15 protein-coding genes are annotated in these 19209 nt (G+C 63.4%); 8 read left to right on the top strand and 7 right to left on the bottom strand.

What is annotated here, in order from left to right; translation table 11 throughout:
- The first annotated feature begins 1 nt into the window (after position 1).
- From lysS to I6E81_RS06660, 3 genes are all read left to right on the top strand, one after another.
- The gene (lysS, locus tag I6E81_RS06670; protein WP_197106565.1) at positions 2-1501 is read left to right on the top strand and encodes a lysine--tRNA ligase; all 1500 of its coding nucleotides are present in this window, start codon (positions 2-4) and stop codon (positions 1499-1501) included.
- A gap of 8 nt (positions 1502-1509) precedes the next feature.
- Positions 1510-1686 carry a hypothetical protein gene (locus I6E81_RS06665; RefSeq protein ID WP_197106564.1) on the top strand — a complete coding sequence of 59 codons (177 nt, stop codon included), beginning with the start codon at positions 1510-1512 and terminating at the stop codon, positions 1684-1686.
- 98 nt (positions 1687-1784) lie between these two features.
- The gene (locus I6E81_RS06660; RefSeq protein WP_197106563.1) at positions 1785-1973 is read left to right on the top strand and encodes a hypothetical protein; all 189 of its coding nucleotides are present in this window, start codon (positions 1785-1787) and stop codon (positions 1971-1973) included.
- A gap of 105 nt (positions 1974-2078) precedes the next feature.
- Here I6E81_RS06660 and I6E81_RS06655 read toward each other — a convergent pair whose 3' ends face one another.
- Positions 2079-3101 (bottom strand): LacI family DNA-binding transcriptional regulator, encoded by a 1023-nt coding sequence (locus tag I6E81_RS06655; RefSeq protein WP_197106562.1) that lies wholly within the window; start codon positions 3099-3101, stop codon positions 2079-2081.
- Between the two features lie 235 nt (positions 3102-3336).
- On the opposite strand from I6E81_RS06655, the gene I6E81_RS06650 reads away from it, so the two are divergent.
- The 5 genes from I6E81_RS06650 (at position 3337) to I6E81_RS06630 (ending at position 10758) form a co-directional block, all read left to right on the top strand.
- Complete coding sequence (locus tag I6E81_RS06650; protein ID WP_197106561.1) at positions 3337-5376, top strand: beta-galactosidase; 2040 nt, start codon at positions 3337-3339, stop codon at positions 5374-5376.
- Entirely contained in the window at positions 5373-6305 is a 933-nt protein-coding gene (locus tag I6E81_RS06645; RefSeq protein ID WP_197106560.1) for a carbohydrate ABC transporter permease, read from the top strand. Before I6E81_RS06650 ends, I6E81_RS06645 begins: the two co-directional genes overlap by 4 nt.
- Positions 6305-7183 carry a carbohydrate ABC transporter permease gene (locus tag I6E81_RS06640; RefSeq protein ID WP_197106559.1) on the top strand — a complete coding sequence of 293 codons (879 nt, stop codon included), beginning with the start codon at positions 6305-6307 and terminating at the stop codon, positions 7181-7183. Before I6E81_RS06645 ends, I6E81_RS06640 begins: the two co-directional genes overlap by 1 nt.
- Before the next feature lie 79 nt (positions 7184-7262).
- Positions 7263-8594, top strand: coding sequence for an ABC transporter substrate-binding protein (locus tag I6E81_RS06635; protein ID WP_197106558.1), 1332 nt, complete (start codon positions 7263-7265; stop codon positions 8592-8594).
- Positions 8578-10758, top strand: a complete 2181-nt coding sequence (locus I6E81_RS06630; protein WP_197106557.1) for an alpha-galactosidase — start codon at positions 8578-8580, stop codon at positions 10756-10758. Before I6E81_RS06635 ends, I6E81_RS06630 begins: the two co-directional genes overlap by 17 nt.
- A gap of 19 nt (positions 10759-10777) precedes the next feature.
- Here the strand turns inward: I6E81_RS06630 and I6E81_RS06625 are convergent, their stop codons facing one another.
- The 6 genes from I6E81_RS06625 to I6E81_RS06600 are packed head-to-tail and all read right to left on the bottom strand — an operon-like array spanning position 10778 to position 19110.
- Positions 10778-11734 (bottom strand): pirin family protein, encoded by a 957-nt coding sequence (locus I6E81_RS06625; RefSeq protein ID WP_197106556.1) that lies wholly within the window; start codon positions 11732-11734, stop codon positions 10778-10780.
- Positions 11735-11768: 34 nt separating this feature from the next.
- Positions 11769-12914: a peptidase C39 family protein gene (locus tag I6E81_RS14335; protein ID WP_307784114.1), complete on the bottom strand. Its 1146-nt coding sequence runs from the start codon at positions 12912-12914 to the stop codon at positions 11769-11771.
- A 42-nt stretch (positions 12915-12956) separates the two neighbouring features.
- Positions 12957-14594 (bottom strand): ABC transporter ATP-binding protein, encoded by a 1638-nt coding sequence (locus tag I6E81_RS06615; RefSeq protein WP_231603875.1) that lies wholly within the window; start codon positions 14592-14594, stop codon positions 12957-12959.
- Positions 14591-15448, bottom strand: a complete 858-nt coding sequence (locus I6E81_RS06610; RefSeq protein WP_197106555.1) for an ABC transporter permease — start codon at positions 15446-15448, stop codon at positions 14591-14593. The genes I6E81_RS06615 and I6E81_RS06610 overlap by 4 nt, the downstream gene beginning before the upstream one ends.
- A complete protein-coding gene (locus I6E81_RS06605; protein WP_197106554.1) occupies positions 15445-16434 on the bottom strand; it encodes an ABC transporter permease in 990 nt (329 codons plus the stop codon). Before I6E81_RS06605 ends, I6E81_RS06610 begins: the two co-directional genes overlap by 4 nt.
- A 3-nt stretch (positions 16435-16437) precedes the next feature.
- Positions 16438-19110 (bottom strand): ABC transporter substrate-binding protein, encoded by a 2673-nt coding sequence (locus tag I6E81_RS06600; protein WP_197106553.1) that lies wholly within the window; start codon positions 19108-19110, stop codon positions 16438-16440.
- Positions 19111-19209: the final 99 nt, after the last annotated feature.

The following is a 19209-nucleotide window of genomic DNA, read 5'->3' as shown; positions in this document are numbered from 1 at the left end:
CGTGAATGACGCCGCTAACGCCCCCGAGCCCACCGAAGCTGAAGTTTCTGAGCAAAAAGCCGTTCGGTTAGAGAAGCGTCAGCGACTCATCGATTCGGGCGCTGAGGCCTACCCGGTCGGCGTCGCTATCACCACGAGCATTCCGGCCGTGCGCGAGAAGTACCCGTCGCTTGAAGCGGATGACACCACCGGCGATGTCGTCGGTCTCGCGGGTCGCATCGTGCACCTCCGCAACACGGGCAAGCTGTGCTTTGCCTCGCTGCAGTCCGGTGACGGCCAGCGTATCCAGGTCATGGTTTCTCTCGGCGAAGTGGGCGACGAGTCGCTCGCGCTGTGGAAAGAACTCGTTGACCTCGGTGACCACCTCTTCGTGAGTGGAGAAGTCATTTCGAGCCGCCGCGGCGAGCTTTCGGTCATGGTCAAGGAATGGAAGATTGCGGCCAAGGCTGTGCTTCCCTTGCCCAACCTGCACTCCGAGTTGAGCGACGAACAGCGCGTTCGTAGTCGCTACCTCGACCTCATCGTTCGCGACCAGGCCCGCTTCACGGTGCGCGCTCGCGCCAAGGTCAACGCGAGCCTGCGCGCCACGTTCGCCGCGCACGATTACCTCGAAGTCGAAACGCCGATGCTGCAGACGATGCACGGGGGAGCATCCGCTCGCCCCTTCGTCACGCACTCCAACGCGTTCGACACCGAGCTGTACTTGCGCATTGCGCCCGAGCTGTTCTTGAAGCGTGCCGTCGTCGGTGGCATCGAGCGTGCCTTCGAGATCAACCGCAACTTCCGTAACGAGGGCGCTGACTCCACGCACTCGCCCGAGTTCGCGATGGTCGAGGCGTACCAGGCTTATGGCGATTACAACCAGATGGCAGACCTCACGCAGGAGCTCGTGCAGAACTCCGCGCTCGCCGTGACGGGCTCCACGCTCGTCACTCTCTCCGACGGCACCGAGTATGACCTCGGCGGCGAGTGGGCGCGTATCTCAATGTACGACTCCCTCAACGAAGCAGCTGGCCTGAGCGTCACGCCGCAGACTCCCGCCGACGAACTGAAGGTGTTGGCGGATGCCGTTGGCATCGAGGTCACTCAGCCCACCCACGGCAAGTACGTGGAAGAGCTGTGGGAGCACTACGTCAAGCCGGGCCTCGACCACCCGACCTTCGTCATGGACTTCCCCGTCGACACGAGCCCGCTCGTGCGCGACCACCGCAGCATCGAAGGTGTTGTTGAAAAGTGGGACCTCTACGTTCGCGGCTTCGAATTGGCGACCGGCTACTCCGAGCTCGTTGACCCCGTCATTCAGCGCGAACGCTTCGTAGAGCAGGCTCTCCTCGCGAGCCAGGGCGACGTTGAAGCCATGCGCCTCGACGAAGACTTCATCCGCGCTCTCGAGCACGGTATGCCCCCTACCGGTGGAATCGGTGTCGGTGTCGACCGTTTGCTGATGGCCATCACGGGCCTCGGCATCCGCGAAACCATCCTGTTCCCGCTGGTCAAGTAAGCACGACAATGACTGACCCAGTTCCCCACGAGACTCCGGATGCGGCTGAGACGCCGGATGCGGCTGAGACGCCGAAGAAGTCGACAATCACCCCCATGCGCATTGCGCTCTGGGTACTCGTGGCGGGCGCTGGACTCTTCATGGTGCTTACCGGCCTCGTTGGCGTATTAGTAAAGGCTCAGTAGTGGATCGCAAATCTTCACGGCTCATCATGACTGTGACTCTCGTGGGACTTGTCGTTCTCATCGCCATAGTCACCTTCGTCAACGGTTAGGCTAGAAACGTGCCTCAAGAATTCTGGTCGAACGCCATCTTCTCCGTCATCCCGACGATTGCTATTGGCGCCATTTTCTGGATCGTCATGTCGGCCATTATTCGTTCTGACCGCACCGAACGTGACAGCTACGCCAAGATCGAAGCTGAAGAGCGCGCCAAGGTTGCCGCTCAGGCCGAGTCAACACCTACCGCGTAGTTACCGCCGACCGCCTAATCACTACCGACCGCCTAATCACTACCGACCGCCTAGGCACCAGTTGGTCGCTGCAGTAGTTTCCTGCTGAGCACCAGAGGTTGGGTTTTAGGCCGAGCCACGCAGTTTGATTTCGGTGGGCAGAATGCGACCGGGAGTTTCCGGTGTGATGCCGTTGACGAGTTCTAACACCATGGATGCCGCTTCTCGGCCCAAGAGATCGGCTGGCTGACGCACTGTCGTGAGTTGGGGTTGGCACCGCATCGCCCAGTCGCTGTCATCGAAACCAACGATGCCGATGTCTCCGGGCACTGAGCGCCCGCGTTCGCGCAGCACATCCATGGCGCCGGCAGCGAGAGCATCGGATGCTGCAAAGACTCCGTCGATGTCTCCGGCGCGGTCGAGGAGGGCTTTCATTCCCTCAACGCCGCTGTTGCGCGAGTAAAGCGGAAAGTCGACAACCAGGTTCTCGTCGAACTGGTCGCCCAGGGCATCCCGAAAACCGGCTAGTCGTTCGCTACCGGAGTCGCGGTCGAGGGCGGCGGCAATCATGCCGACTTTCTTGCGCCCGGTGGAGAGGAGCTCGCGAGTGATATCGCGGGCTGCGCCGCGGTTGTCGATGCCGACGTAGGGCATGTCGGGCGCACTCATGGGGTGACCGACGAAGACGGCGGGGAGTCCAATGTGGGCGATGGCGTCGGCAATGGGGTCGTGTTCGCGGGCCGAGACGATGACGGCGCCGTCGACGAATCCACCGCGGAGGTAGTCGGCAATGCGAGCACTGTCGCGGTCGGAACCGATGATCAGGCAGACGAGTTGGTAGTCCGCTTCGGAGAGGCGTTCGTTGGTGCCGAGAAGAATCGCGCCGATGTTGGGGTCTTCGAGAAAGACCGAGTGGGGCTCGTGCACGATGAGCGCGATTGCCTTGGAACGCTGGGTTGCGAGGTTGCGAGCCGCCATATTGCGCACGTAGCCGACTTTGGCGATGGCCTTCTCGATGGCCTCCCGAGCCGAGTCAGAAACGTACGGTTCGCCGTTGAGCATGCGGGAGACGGTGCCACGGGAGACGTTGGCCTCGGCCGCTACGTCGAAAATTGTCGCGCGGCGTGGTCGTGCCCCAGGTGTTGCCATAACCCCATGCTAGCGCTCTCACGGGTGAGGCACTGGCCCCGTTTCGCGGGACTGTTCACGCTCACAGACACGCCGAATGCTTGACAGAGCGAATAAGGCTCGCTTAGTCTGTGAACGCTCCCAGAGATTGTCGCCAATTTTTGTGGGTCAGGTTCTGTGCACGTTCACAGAATCCGAACAATTGTGAGCAGAACTGCTGACTCAGCAGCTGCGCCCATCGCCAAAGGAGGCACGCGTGACCACACCCCGCGCAGATCGCGTCGCGAGCTGGTCACCCGATTCCCTCGTGCTCGGTTGTGACTACAACCCCGAGCAGTGGTCCGAAGAAGTGTGGCAGCAGGATGTGGCCCTCATGCGTGAGGCCGGGGTCACTCTCGTCGCGATCAACATCTTCGGCTGGGCTGAGATTGAGCCGCGAGCGGGGGAGTGCAACTTCACTCGCCTCGACGCGATCATGGATCTGCTGCACTCTGCCGGCATCCGCGTAAACCTCGGCACCGGCACTTCATCGCCGCCCGCGTGGCTCACGACAGCGCACCCCGAAATCTTGCCCACCGCGGCCGACGGCACCCGCCGTTGGCAGGGTGGCCGCCAAGGCTGGTGCCCGAGCTCTCCCGAGTTCCGCTCGGCAGCTCTCGGCCTTGTCGAGAAAGTAGCCGAGCGCTACAGCAGCCACCCAGCGCTCGCGATGTGGCACGTCTCCAACGAACTCGGATGCCACAACGCGCACTGCTACTGCGACACGTCCGCTGCCGCGTTCCGCGTGTGGTTGCAGTCGCGCTACGAGACCATCGATGGCCTCAACGCAGCCTGGGGCACGACCTTCTGGAGCCAGCGCTACAGCGACTGGAATGAAGTTCTCCCGCCCCGGATCACGCTCTCGTCGGCAAACCCTGCGCAACGACTCGACTTCAACCGCTTCAGCTCCGACGAACTTCTCGGCTACTACAAGGCCGAAGCGTCGCTGTTGCGCTCTAAGAGCAGCATCCCGGTGACCACGAACTTCATGGTGACCGCGCACATCCGCAGCCAGAACTACTGGCAGTGGGCGAGCGAAATGGATGTCATCGCCAACGATCACTACCTCGATCACCGGCTGCCGCATCCGAATAATGAACTCTCGTTCGCCGCTGACCTGACTCGTGGGCTTGCCCAGGGCGAGCCGTGGATGCTCATGGAGCAGGCCAGCAGCGCGGTGAGCTGGCAGCCATACAACTTGGCGAAGCAGCCGGGTGAAATGCTTCGCAACACGTTGACGCACGTTGCTCGGGGAGCAGACACCGTCTGCTTCTTCCAGTGGCGAGCGTCGCGACAAGGCGCCGAGAAATTTCATTCGGCCCTGCTCCCTCACGCTGGTACTGACACTGCTGTGTGGCGCGAGACCCTCGACCTGGGTGAGAAACTCCACTCCCTCGAGACTCTCGCGGGCACTCGGGTCGAGGCGTCCGTTGCACTCGTCTTCAGCTGGGAATCCTGGTGGGCGGCCGAGGGCGACTCGCAGCCATCGTCTGCCGTGCGCTACCTCGAGCAGGTTCATGCGGCCTACAACGCTGCAAGCGCGAATGGCGTCACGGTCGACATCGTCGCACCCGGTGCTGCGCTCGACGCCTACACACTCGTCATCGTTCCTAGCCTCTACCTCGTCGACGACGCGAGTGCGGCCGTCATCAGCGACTACGTTGCGGGCGGTGGCAACGCGGTTGTCACGTTCTTCTCCGGCATCGTGGACGAAACCGACGGCATCCGCCTGGATGTCACCGGCGAGACCCCTCCCGGTGCGTTCAGCGACATGCTTGGCGTCTGGACCGAACAGTTCATGCCCGTGAAGCCCGAAACACGTCTGCTGCTGAACGATGGCGGTCAGGCGAGCATCTGGGCTGAGCACGTCCGCCCCACCACAGCGGATGTCGTTGCCGAGTTCGCGTCCGGCCCCATTCCTGGTGGGCCGGCCGTCACTCGCAATCGCTTCGGTTCGGGAACTGCGTGGTACGTGGCAACCGCGCTCGACGCTCCGAGTTTTGCCGACCTGATGGGCCGCGCACTCAACGAGGCTGGCGTCGAGGCGCTCGATCTGCCCGCCGGTGTTGAAGTCGTGACGCGTTCAAACGACACCGACCGCTTCCGCTTTGTGATTAACCACAGCGCGCATGAAATTTCTTTCCCCGCCGACGGCGCAGAATTGTTGACGGAAACTACGGTCACAGGTTCGGTGGCTGTTCCCGCAGGTGGCGTTCGCGTCATCCGCCTGACTGTCGAAGAAGGAGCAACGCGATGACTACAGACATTGCTACGCCCGCCACACCAAAGAAGGCGGTGACGAAGAAGGTTCGCCGCGCTACCAAAGCCACGAAGAACCGTGGAGCGGTGCTGTTCTTTATCGCCCCGTTCTCGGTGCTGTTTGCCCTGTTCTACATCTTGCCGATCCTGGTCGCGATCTATCAGTCGCTGCTGACGGTTGAACGAGAAGGAACGTTCGGTAAGCCCACCGAGGTGTTTGGTGGCTTCGTGCAGTACGCGCGAGTGTTCCAGGACGACGCTTTCTGGTCATCCATTCTTCGGGTGCTCACCTTCGGTGTCGTGCAGGTGCCGATCATGCTCGGCCTCGCGTTGTTGCTTGCGCTGCTGCTGGACTCCCCGCTCGTCAGAGGCAAGCGCTTCTTCCGCCTCGCGTTCTTCGCGCCGTATGCCGTTCCCGGTGTTATCGCGGCGGTCATGTGGGGCTTCCTCTACTCGCCCAAGCTGTCGCCGTTCACCGCGATCACGAGCGAGATCAACTTCCTCGGTGCCGACCTCGTGCTGTGGGCCATCGCGAACGTTGTGACGTGGGTGTTCGTGGGCTACAACATGATCATCATCTACTCGGCGCTGCTCGCGATCCCCAGCGAGATCTACGAAGCCGCTCGCCTCGATGGTGCGTCGCAGGCTCGCATCGCCTGGTCGATCAAGATTCCGTTGATCACCCCCGCGATTACGCTCACCGCCATTTTCTCGATCATCGGAACGCTGCAGCTGCTCGCTGAACCTCAGGTCTTCAAGAGCTTCACCTCGGCCGTGACCAGCACGTTCACGCCCAACTTGCTCATTTACTCGACAGCCTCGGTGCCGAACGTGAACCTCGCCGCCGCTTTCTCGGTCGTGCTCGCGCTCTTCACCTTCGCGCTCTCGTTCACCGTGCTCAAGTTCACCCAGCGAAAGGCTGACTGATGAGTGCCACGACAACTCCCGTGAAGAAGCACAACGGTCCTCGCGAAAGCCTGTTCTCTCGGGCCGGCGCCATGCTCGTCATGGCTATCTGCACCTTCTACTTCTTGGTGCCGATCTGGTGGCTCTTCGTGGCCGCGACGAAAGACCGCGCCGATTTCACGACAAGCGCACCGCTCTGGTTCGCTGACTTCAACCTCATCGAGAACATCGGCAACTTGGCGGCCTACCGCGACGGCGTTTTCTTCCGCTGGATGCTCAACAGCGTGCTCTACGCCGGTGCGGGTGCTGCCATCGCAACACTCTTCGCGACGATGATGGGCTACGCGCTGGCGAAGTACAGCTTCCGCGGCCGCGAAACCCTCTTCAACGTGGTGCTCGGTGGCGTGCTGGTTCCGGCAACGGCTCTCGCGCTTCCGCTGTTCTTGGTCTTCAGCCAGGTGGGCGCCACCAACACGTTCTGGTCGGTGTTCTTGCCGAGCATCGTGAGCCCGTTTGGTGTGTACCTTGCCCGGATTTATGCGACCTCGAGCGTGCCAGACGAGCTTGTTGAAGCTGCCCGTATCGACGGCTCGGGCGAGGTGCGTACCTTCTTTACGGTTGCCACTCGACTGATGACGCCGGCAATGGTCACGATTTTCCTCTTCCAATTCGTCACGATCTGGAACAACTTCTTCCTGCCGCTCATCATGCTGCGCGACGAGAAGCTATTCCCCGTCACGCTTGGCCTCTATATCTGGAACAGCCAAGTCAGCCAGATTCCCGAAATTCGGGCGTACGTGATCATCGGTGCCCTGCTGTCGATCATCCCGCTCATCATTGCTTTCCTCAGCCTGCAGCGCTTCTGGCGCAGCGGGCTGGGAACGGGCGCAATCAAGTAGTCGCCCTCTCGACCACTCGGCTTACCCCGAGGGAAACCCCGCACCACACCACAATCACAATCGCAAGGAAGGTAATCGCATGGCTAATCGCATAGCTCGCGCTGGAGGAGCATTGGTGCTCGTCTCCGCGCTCGCACTCACAGCATGCTCAACCGGAGCCAGCACAGACGGTGGCACTGACGCCGCCGCGTGCGCCCCGTCAGATGGACCCGTAACGCTCAACTTCACCACTTGGTTGCCCGGCATGGAAGACGCCGTCGCTATCTGGAACGAAGCCAACCCCGACATCCAGGTTGAAGTTCAGACTGGACCGAACGGTAACGGCGGAACGTACAACAACTTCTTCAACCAGATCGAAGCAGGCAACGCGCCTGACCTCGGTCAGATCGAATACGACGCACTGCCCAACTTCCGCGTACAAGACGGCGTCGTCAACATCGCCGACTGTGCCGGAGTTCTGGATGCTCAGGACCAGTTCATTGACTGGACCTGGAGCCAGGTCACATTCGGTGAAGAAAACGCTGTGTACGCAGTGCCGCAGGACACCGGCCCCGAGGGTCTCTTCTACCGTGCCGACCTGTTCGAGGAAGCCGGAATTGACATTCCGACCACCTGGGCAGAATTCGAAGAAGCAGCCAAGGCCGTTCGCGCAGAGGGTGGCTACATCACCAACTTCTCACAGAGCGACATCAACGCCTTCGCCGGTCTCGTTTGGCAGGCAGATGGCCAGTGGTTCGAGAACGACGGTGAAGCGTGGGACGTAACCCTCGACTCGCCCGAATCGATCATGGTCGCTGAGTACTGGCAGAACCTGATTGACCAGGACCTCGTTGCTGTTCTCCCGCCGTGGACCGACGAGTGGAACAACGGCTACAACTCGGGTGACGTCTGGAGCTGGGTTTCCGCAGTCTGGGGAGCAAACACCATCACGAGTGGCGCTCCTGACACCGCAGGCAACTGGGCTGTAGCTCAGATGCCGCAGTGGAACGAAGGCGAATCCGCTGCCGGCAACTGGGGCGGATCGAGCACCGCAGTTCTCAAGGGAAGCGAACACCCCTACGAGGCTGCACAGTTCGCACTCTGGTTGAACACTGACCCTGAGGCACTGTCGAGCATGAACAAGACGGCAAACATCTACCCGGCAACGAAGACTGGTGGCGACCTGCCCGCATTCTCCGAAGGCCTGGACTTCTACGGCGGACAGAACATCTACGACGTGTTCGCTGCTGCCGGCGCCGAGGTTAACCCCAACTTCACGTGGGGCCCGACCATGACGCAGACCTACACGGATGTTGCTGACGGATTCTCCGCCGCAATCTCCGGTTCGGGCACCCTCTCGGAGGCCCTGACCAACGGTCAGCAGAAGACAATCGACGCCATGAAGGCTGCCGCGATTGCTGTCAACGAATAACACGAACGATCTCGTTCACCTCCGTGCCGCGGGCACCAGCTTCGTGCTGGATGCTCGCGGCACGGGCGTGCCGTCGATCACGCACTGGGGCGCAGACCTCGGAGAACTTGACCGCGACCAGCTCGCGGCGCTCGCAGATTCGCGCGAGCGTGCCATCGGGCCCAGTTCCATCGACGAACCTTTCCGGCTGAGCATCGTTCCCTTGCTCGCCGAGGGCTGGACCGGGTTGCCCGGTCTTGAGGGCCGCCACGATCGGGCCGCCGGAGCAAGCGGTGGGCGTGTGCGCCGGCCGTCTCTGCAGACCGCGAGCATCGAGCATCCGACCCCTGACCGTGTCTCGGTCACACTGGTCGACGACGATGCCCTCAGTCTCACCATTGACTTTGAACTGTCTGCCGCCGGAGTGCTGCGCAGCCGTTCACGCGTGACCAATACAGCCACCGAGGCTTTCGAGCTATCGTCGTTGGCCACTGTTCTTCCGCTCCCGCCTGTTGCGCGCGAGCGACTCGACTTCAGCGGAATCTGGGCGGCCGAACGCCAACCCCAGCGCTCCGCCATCGACTACGGAACCTGGCTGCGCGAGTCGCGCCATGGTCGCCGCGGTCACAACGATTCCTTCCTCACGGTGTCGGGAACACCCGGCTTTGGTTTCCGCCACGGTGAGGTGTGGGCGGTGCATGCCGGCACCAGCGGCGATACCCGCGTCTGGATTGATCGCCTCGCGCTCGGCTACACGACGGTGGGCATCGCCGAACTGCTCTCTCCCGGCGAAGTGCGTCTCGCGACCGGTGACACGCACGAAACTCCGTGGGCCTACGCCGCGTGGTCGAATGCTGGTCTCGACGGGCTGAGCGACCGTTTCCACGACTGGTTCCGGAGCCTGCCCGCGCATCCGTCGACACCGCGCCCGCTCACCCTCAACACGTGGGAGGCCGTCTACTTCGACCACAACTTTGACCAGCTCGCAGCACTTGCGGATGCCGCAGCCGACGTCGGCGTTGAGCGTTTCGTTCTCGACGATGGCTGGATGACCGGCCGCACCGACGACAAGCGTGCGCTCGGCGACTGGACGGTGGATGCCACGTCATGGCCCGAGGGTCTCGCTCCACTCGTTGATCGAGTGACAGCCAGCGGGATGCAGTTTGGCTTGTGGGTAGAGCCCGAGATGGTGTCTCTCGACTCAGAACTTGCGCGCGAGCATCCGGAATGGATTCTGCGCGACGACGACCGACCGCTGCCGAAGTCGTGGCGCAACCAGCACGTGCTCGATCTTGATAACCCTGCCGCGCGTGAGCATGTGCGCGATGCGATTGCGGCGCTGCTCGACGAGTACGCGATCAGCTACCTCAAGTGGGACATGAACCGCGACCTGCTCGGTGGTTCGGTGCATCGTCATGTCGCGGCAACGTACCTCCTCATGGATGAGCTGCGCGAGCGCTACCCGCACGTCGAGATTGAGTCGTGCGCCTCTGGCGGTGCGCGGGTGGATGCCGGAGTGCTCGAGCGCGTGCAGCGAGTGTGGCCATCCGACACCAACGATGCGCATGACCGTTTCTCGATCATGCGCTGGACCAACCTGCTCGTGCCGTTCGAATACTTGGGCTCGCACGTGGGGTCTTCGCCCGCGCACACGTCGGGGCGTTCGCTCTCTCTCGGCTTCCGTCTCGCGACCGCGCTCATGGGGCACTCGGGCATCGAATGGGATCTCACGACGACAACCGCTGAGGAGCAGGATGCGTTGCGCACCTGGGCGAGCGCCTACCGCTCGCTTCGCGGTCTCATTCATTCGGGGCGGGTGGTGCGCAGCGAACTCAGCGCCGACCCCATCATCACCGGCGTTGTGGCGGAGGACATCAACGGCGTTGTGGCTGACGCCCTGTACTGGGTGACGAGCCTCACCACCCCCACCGATTCTGTAACCACCGCCCGGCGTTTGCCCGGGCTTGACCCGCACCGTCTGTACCGCGTCACCCCCGTCGATGTGGGTGCGGAAGCGGCAACCTACCCGGGCACTGCGCCAGCGTGGTGGCACGACGGCGAGCTCACGCTGTCGGGCTCAGCGCTCGGGTCGGTTGGACTCACTCTGCCGATTCTGCATCCAGATGAGGCACTTGTGTTGCGGGTGACGGCTGTGGGCGGCGAAGACTCGAGCGGCGCGCTCTAACGCGGTCACCGGAGCACAGCTATTCGCGCGGCTTGAGTCGCACTGTGGGAAGCTCTGGCGCGGGCAATGGCGCTTCGTCGCACCCTGCGACGGTGCCGAAACGACCGTCGGGGTTTCCGCCGTTGATCACATCGGCCTGCCACTGCGCGCGGAACTCTACAATCTCGTCGTGGCTGCGCCCGATGAAGTTCCACCACATGACGATGGATTCGCCGAGTGGCTCACCTCCGAGCAGCAGGAGCCGCGCATCCGTCGACGCGGTAATCACGAGCTCGGTCGCACCGGGAGCGAGATAGGCAAGGTGATCGGGCGGGGTCGCAACATTTGCGACGGTCACAGCACCGGCATCCACGAGCACGCCGTGTTCGAAGGTGGAATTGACGGGCAGCGTCACGGTCGTGCCGGCGGGGATGTCGAGTTGGGCCCCGAGAAGTGGCGAGAAGACGGTCGCGGGAGAGGCGACGCCCGCAAGCTCTCCGATGAAGACGCTGACGGTTGCGCCCTGAAGATCGAAAGGGGTGGGCACGACGCTCTCGAAGCTCGGAGCGGTGTGCCGGTGGGCGTCCGGCAACGCGACCCACAGTTGTGCACCGTGCAGCAGCGTGGGGGATGCGGGCGAGATTTCGGAGTGAGAAATGCCGCTGCCAGCCGTCATCAGGTTCAGCTCGCCGGGGCGAACCGCAGCGAGACTGCCGACGCTATCGCGGTGCTCGATGTCGCCAGCGAAGAGCCAACTGACCGTCTGCAAGCCAGTGTGCGGATGCGGGGGCACGAGCATCCGCGTCGTGTCAGGTCCGTAGTGGTCGACGAAGCACCACCCGCCGATGAGGGATCGTGACCGCTGCGGAAGAGTGCGCCGCACGTTCATCGCGCGTGGGCCACCGAGCGGGACTTCGCGAGGCTCAAGTAGTTGCACGCCTGCCGCTGGCTGCGTTTCGCACAGCACTTCGGCTGGGTTCTTCTCCGGGTTGCTCACGGCGGCTCCTCACCCATCGTCACCTCAGTGAGTGCTAGCGTGCCACAAAAATTACTCCGCGATAAGTGGGGTCGCCGAACGCGACCATCTGGTCGAGCACCGCGATCGAGACGGGCAGATCGTGGGAGTCAACCCAGGTCTCGCCCTGCTCGGCGGTTATCCACGGATCGTTCAGCAGAACCGTGTCGCCCTTCACCGAGTGCGCTACGACCCAGTGCGGGGTCGAGGCATCGTGCATGGGTTCTTCTTCGATCAACAGAATCGCGAGCTCGCCGCTGGCAACGCGCTCGGTGATCTGCTCAATCGACAGCGGGGCGGTGTGCTGCTGGATGCCGCGGCTCGCCGCTTCGGCCCGCGACTGTTCTTGCAGCTGCTCGCGGAACGTGCGCTCTTCGCCCTCGTAGGTTTCGAGGAGCGTCGGTTCGGTCGTGTCGAGGTGCAGTTCGAGGCTGATGCCGGATGCGGACTGCGCGATCACGTCGTGAACCGCCACCGCGAGACCGAGAGGTTCGCACGCGGGGAAGTTCGTGGCCGAACGCCAGAAAGCGAGTTCGCGCTCGCGGGCATCCTCGTCTTCGGTGTCGGCGAAGGGTTCGAGGCCGAGGTGACTGAGGGCTGTCATTGCGGCTACAGCGCCACAGGTGAAGAGCGTGGTCTGGCCGTAATAGCGCAGTTGCTCGTGCGGCCAGGCGTCGTGCCACAGCACGAAGCCGCGAACGCCCTGCGTGCCATCAGCCGAGGAGATCGGGGTGCGCAGCTCGGTGAAGCCGGGGGCGGCGGCGAAGGTGGGGAGCTCAGCGTCGAGCGGGAGCTGCCACTTGAGAGCGGCGTCGCCACGCTCCGCGGAAGCCGCAATCAGTTCGCCGAGAAGACTCTGGGCGGCAGCATCGCTGTCGGCCCAGAGGTCAACGAGCTTCATGTAGCGCGTATTGGGGCGACCCGAGGTGAGGGCCGCCGCACTGCCGGTGGGGGAGTCGAGCATCCACACCCGCGGGTTATAGGGCTCGCGATCGCGTTGCCACTGAGCGGCACGGTCGGTGCCGAGAGCCTCGATGAGATGCGTGGGAAGCTCGGCGGGCGCGAGCTGAACGAGAGCAGTGCCGATGGTCGCGCCGACGACAGCAACGTCAGCGTCGGTTGTGTTTGTCGCGGCAGAGTCAGCAGGAGTGGAGGTGTCCACGGGGTCCTTTCGGGGCGAGGTCGGGCGCTTGTGGCGCCGAGCTCAGTGAGTGGGTGCTTCGTGAATCGACGCTGCGACGAGCGCCTGAGTGTAGGGATGAGTCGGGGCGTTGAGGACGTCGTGGCACTGACCAGATTCGACGACTTCGCCGTGTCGCAGCACGTACACGCGGTCGGCAAGCTGGCGCACCACGGCGAGGTCGTGCGAGATGAACAGGATCGAGAGACCGAGTTCCACGCGCAGTTTGGCGAGCAGATCGAGAATCTGCTTCTGCACCGACACATCGAGCGCCGAGACTGATTCGTCGCAAATGAGTAGCTGCGGTTGAACAGCCAAAGCGCGAGCAATTGCGACGCGCTGGCGTTGACCACCCGACAGTTCTGCCGGTCGCTTGCTCGCGAAGTCGGTGGGCAGTTCGACCAACTGCAGCAGGCCATTGAGGTCGGATGCCGGACGCCCCGCCACCCGCAACGCCAACTTCAGCGACCGACCAACGCTGATCATCGGGTTGAGCGAGGAGTACGGATCCTGGAATACGATCTGCATTTGCTTGGGCGTGCGTGAAGCGCGGCCGGCGGCGAGGGCGACACCGTCAAACTCGATCACCCCGCTGGTCTCGTGCTCGAGCCCCGCGACGCAGCGGGCGATTGTGGTCTTGCCCGAGCCGCTCTCGCCGACGATGCCCACGGTCTCGCCGCGGCCCACCGTGACGCTCACTCCGTGCAGCACGGTCTTATCGCCGAAGCTCTTGGCGATGTCGGTGGCGGTGACCAAGTCACCAGCGCTCGTAGTGGCATCGCCGCCAGCATCCGCCCCGGATGCCGTACGCACCACCCCGGCGGAGCGATCGGTGAGCGAGGGGTCGGCTTCGATCAGCGCCCGAGTGTAGGGGTGGCTTGGTGCATTGAGCACGGAGCTCGTGACACCGCGCTCAACAATCTCGCCGTGGCGCATCACGAGTACGTGTTCGGCTCGCCCACGCACCATTCCGAGGTCGTGCGAAATGAGTAGGGCAGCCATGCCGCGCTTCTCTTGCAGGCCCCGAAGGAGGTCGAGAATCTCGCCCTGGTTGCTCGCATCGAGTGCCGTAGTCGGCTCGTCGGCAATGAGCAGTTCGGGGTCAGTGGCGAGGGCCGCCGCGATAGCAACCCGCTGCCGCATTCCACCGGAGAGTTCGTGCGGGTAGGCGCGGGCGACATCCGCGGGCAGGTTCACTTCGGCCAGGCTTCGCGTGATGCGAGCGGTGCGTTCCTCGCGGCTGAGGCGCGTCGCGCTCGCGGCATCGATCGTCATCCCGATTTGGGTGCCGCAGCGGTGCACGGGGCTCAGGCTCGTGAACGGATCTTGCAGCAGCAGCGAGATGCGGCGACCTCGAGTGGCTCGCCACACGGCATCCGTGGACGGCAGTTCGATGGTGGCACTCGACAGCGCGATGGTGCCGCGGGCGCTGAAGCCAGCGGGCAGGAGCCCGGCGATTGCTTTGGCGGAGAGCGTCTTGCCCGAGCCCGATTCGCCGATGAGCGCAAGGGTTTCGCCTGGCGCGATGGAGAAGTCGAAGGGGGCGACAACAACGCCAGCCGGCCCGTCGATCGTGAGCCCGGTAACGGCCACCTGAGCGGTCGAGCCGATGCCCGATCCGGAGCCCGACACGGGCACGTTTGTCATGCTGGTCTCGGTCATGAGCGTCCCGTTCTGGTCAAGTTTTGGCCGAGCCAGTCGCCCACAAGGTTTGCCGCCGAAGCGACGCCGATGATGAGCAGTGCCGGCACGAGAACGGCTGCCGGGTTGTCGATCATGATGGCGCGACCATCGGTGAGCTGGCGGCCCCAATCGGCCGTGCCGGGGGCAACGCCGACGCCCAAGAACGACAGCGACGAGAACGCCACGAGCGCGAAGGCCACGTTGAGCATCGAGTTGGTGATGATGAGCGACCACACGTTCGGCAACACCTGCGTGAACATGATGCGGGTCTTGGAGAGCGACAGCATTTGGGCTGCCTCCACGAAGGGGCGCGCGGCCTGCTCCATAACGCCGGCGCGCACAATGCGGATGTCCGAGGGCGAGAACAGCAAGATCAACAGCAGCACGGTCATCCAGTAGCCAGCGCCGAAGACACCCGCGACCACGATCGCCGCCAGCAGCAGCGGAAGCGAGAACAGCAGGTCGGTCCAGCGGCCAATGATGAAGTCGATCGGACCGCGAAGGTAACCCGACACGGTGCCGAGCAGAATGCCGAGAATCATCGACCCGAGTGCAACACACACCGGACCAACGAGGGCGGATGCCGCTCCCGCGATCGTCAGAGCAAGCACGTCTCGACCGAGTTCGTCGGTGCCGAGAAGGTGACCAGGGCTGCCCGGGGGCAGCAAGGAATCGAGGATCGACTGGGCTGTGGCATCCGGGGCAATCAGGTTGCCGAAGAGCACCAAGAAGGCGACGACTCCGAGCAGGGCGAGTGACAACCACACGGCAACCGGGTGCCGACGGCGCGACCGCGGAAGTTTCGCTAAGACGATAGCTTCGGTGCTGCTCACTGAGCACTCTCCTTGGCGCGGATGCGGGGGTCGAGAAAGATGTAGGCCAGGTCGGCCAGCAGCGCGATGGTTGCAATCGTCACGGCCACCAGCAGGGTGAGCGCTTGCACGACGGCGATGTCTTTGAACAGCACGGAGCCTTGCAACAGGGTGCCGAGTCCGGGCAGTGCGAAGGTCGTTTCGGCGAGTACGGTGCCGCCGACCAGGAAGGTCAGTACGAGGCTGGCGCCGGTCACGATCGGGATGGCGGCGTTGCGCAGGGCGATCAAGTGCACTTGGCGGTCGGGTAGGCCCCGCGCGCGACCAAAGGTTACGTAGTCACTTTCGAGTTCGCGCAGCATGGCGGTGCGCGTGAGCTTGAGGATAATCGCGCCGAGCCCCAGAGCCAGCGTGATGGCGGGCAGTACGAGGTGCCAGAGAGTGTCGAGGCCACCGTCGCCCGATCCATAGACCGGGAAGATCGGTAGGTAGAACGCGAACACATAGAGGAGGAGGAGGCCGACGGCGAAGGTGGGGGCGCTGAGGCCGACGATTCCGAAGCCGGTTGCGAAGCGGTCGATCCAACTTCCCGAACGAACGGCGCTCTGCACGCCGAGCGGAACGGCGACGATCACGGCGAGCAGGAAAGCGAGTCCGCTGAGGGCGGCGGTGATGCCGAGGCGCGAGCCAATGACATTCGACACCGAATCTTGCAGGCGGATGGACTGCCCAAAGTCACCGGTGAGGGTGTTGCCCAACCAGATCAGGTACTGCATATACAGCGGCTGATCGAGGTTGTATTGCGCACGGATGGCGGCGATGGCTTCCGGCGATGATGCCCGGTTGCCGAGCAGGTTCTTAACGATGTCGCCGGGGGCGAGATGCAGCATCGAGAACACGATGATGGACAGCACCAGCAGGATGCCGATGGTGCCGAGCACGCGCACCACAAGCATGCGGCCCAAGGACCGTGCTTGTGATGCGCGTGCAATCGGGGTGGTTGTCACAGATTATCCAGCGGGGGTGAGCAGGGTCGGCCACGCGGAGATGAACGCGAATGAGCTGTAGCTACTCATGTCGATGTCCTTGGAGAACGCGGTTGCGGACTGTCCCCACCAGAGTGGAACGCTGATGATGTCTTCTGCCTGCAGCGTTTCGGCCTCGATGAGGAGGTCGATGCGGGCAGAGGGGTCGGTCTCAGCGCCGACACGTTCGAACAGCGAGAGAACTTCGGGGTTCTCGTAGTTCGAGATGTTGTAGTCGCCGAGCATGTACGTCGACACTTCAGCAGGGTCGCCCAGCGTGGAGAAGTACCACATGAGGCCAACGCCGTAGCTGCTGTCTTGTTCGAGGCTCGCGAGCCATTCCTCGATGGGAACTTCACGCACGTTCAGCGTGATGCCGATCTTGGAGAGGTTCTCGGCGAGCGACTGAGCGGCGGTGCCGAGCTGCGGTCCCGTGGAGGGGAACAGAATGTCGGTCTCGAAGCCATCCGGGTGGTCCGAGGCGGCCAGTGCTGCAGCAGCCGCATCGAGGTCGAAGTCGTACTGCGGGATGGTCGCGAGCAGGTCGCGCGCATCGTCGGCACTGTAGACACTTCCGAGGGATTCGGGAGTCGCGATGGCAGTCGCTACTTCGCCGTGGCCGCGCAGCAGTTTGTCGACGATCGTGGTGCGGTCAACACTGTGGGCGAATGCTTCGCGCACCTTCGGGTCGTTGAACGGCTCGAGGGCGGTGTTGAAATACATACCGACGTAAGAGAGGTCGTTGACGTAGTCGACGCGCATGTTGTTGAGGTCTTCCCACTGGGTCGACTGCGCGAGTGGCACGTTGAACGCCACATCGATGTCGCCAGACTGGGCGGCAAGAAGACGAGTTCCCTCATCCGGGATGAACTTCACGTTGATGTTCTTCACCTCGGGAAGGTCGCCCCACCAGCTGTCAACGCGTTCGAAGTTAACGTGCGAGTCGGGCACGAACTCGGTGACCTTGTAGGGGCCCGAGCCCAGAAGCAGGGCGCTGCTGGTGCCGACTTCGCCGTTGTTCTCTTCCCAGAACTTTTGCGAAGTGATGAAGGCCGCGCCACCCGTGCTCATGTTGGCGGCGAATGCTGCATCAGGGGCCGAGAGGGTCACGGTGACTTCGAGGTCGCCGGTCTTCTCGACGCTCTCCACGCCACCCAGGTAGTACGAAAGGCCGGGCGAGCTGGTTTCGTCGCGCGCCTGCTCGAGGCTGAACACAACGTCGTCGGCGGTCACCGGGGTGCCGTCTTGGAACATCGCATCGTCGCGCAGCTCGTAAACGTAGGTCACGTCGTCCGGCTGGTCCCACGATTCGGCGAGGCCGGGCTGCAGGGCCCCGTCGGCGTCGATCGAGACAAGACCTTCTTGAGTGATGGAGGCAATGTAGTAGTTGAGGATGCCGCTCTCGGCGCCCACATAGAGGCTCGAGAGGGATCCGGGCAGGGCAACCGTGATGGTGTCAATGTTGCCGTCGCCGGTCGGAGTGCTCGACGTGGCGCAGCCAGCGAGCAACAGGGCCGAGGCAGCGACGGCGACTGTGGACGCCCGAGCCCCCTTAGCCAAGGTGGAGTTAGTCGATCTCATGCGAAGTTCGTGCCTTTCGGTGAGCGTTACAGGAGGTGAAAAAGGAGAGGATGCAAATTTCGCGCGTTGGAGGTGCGAGTGCTGTGACAGTGCCGCGCGGTCACTGTTGGTTTTCCGGGCCACCTCTCGCATGGCCAGCAGCCGAAGGGCCACTGCGATGCTTGGAGTGTCGGCGGAGTCGTCGAGCGTTGTCGCATAGATGCGTCGACGAAGCTTGGGTTGCAATTCGAGGGCCACGACGCCGTCGGGCAAGGCGGTAGTGGCTAAGGCGAGTTCTGAGAGGAACGTCACACCGATGCCGGATGCCACGAGCGCGAGTGCTGCGCCGGTGGTCGTCACATCGTGCCGCAGGGTGGGGTTTTCGCCGAGGGCGGTCGCGACGGCAACAAGCTGCTCGGTGCAGGTAGCCGGGCCGCCGATCCACGTAAACGGAAGAAGCCCCGCAACGCTGGCTGACGCCCCGAGCTGATCGGCGGTGGCCCGAGGCACAATCGCGAGCACGTTTTCGGAGAGCAGGAAGCGCGATCGCAGTCCCTCCGGGCTCGTGTGCGAGCTCGATGCGATGGTGTGGTCGCTCGCGTAGCGGTAGTCGAGGGCGATGTCAGCGCGACCTTCGGCGACGGCGCTGAGGGCGGCATCCGGTGCTGCTTCGCTGAATTCAACGTGGATGCCCGGAAACTCGCGATCGAGCCGCGAGAGTAGTGGCGCGATGATGCTGGCGACGGCGGCGGGGAACGCGGCGAGACGCACAGCGCCCCGGTCGAGTCCGAGGTGAGCGGTGAGGTCGCTGGCTGCGGCCGTGATGGCGGCATCGATGCGCGGAGCGTGGCGGGCGAGCAGGGCGCCGGCTTCGGTGAGTTCCATGCCACGCGGAGTGCGCGCGACGAGGGCGATGTTCAGGCGAGCTTCGCTGCGCTTGAGATGTTGGGTGATGGCGGGCTGGCTGAAGCCGAGGCGCCGTGCGGCGGCCGAAACGCTGCCGGTCTCTTGGATGGCGACGAGGCTGCGCAGCATGTGAAGGTCGAGCGCGCGCGTCAGTTCGTCAAGGGTGGCGGATTCGTGCGGTGCGTCCTGCATAACGACACCTTATGGGTAAACACCACCCGCATAACGTTACAGAATGATTAACTTTGGTTATGAAGCGCGCCGCAACCCTTTCGGGGGCAGGCCGAATCG

The sequence above is a fragment of the Salinibacterium sp. NG22 genome (assembly GCF_015864925.1).
Lineage (GTDB): Bacteria > Actinomycetota > Actinomycetes > Actinomycetales > Microbacteriaceae > Rhodoglobus.
Note: the sequence above shows the minus strand (reverse complement) of the source record. Positions and strands in the feature narration are given on the sequence as shown.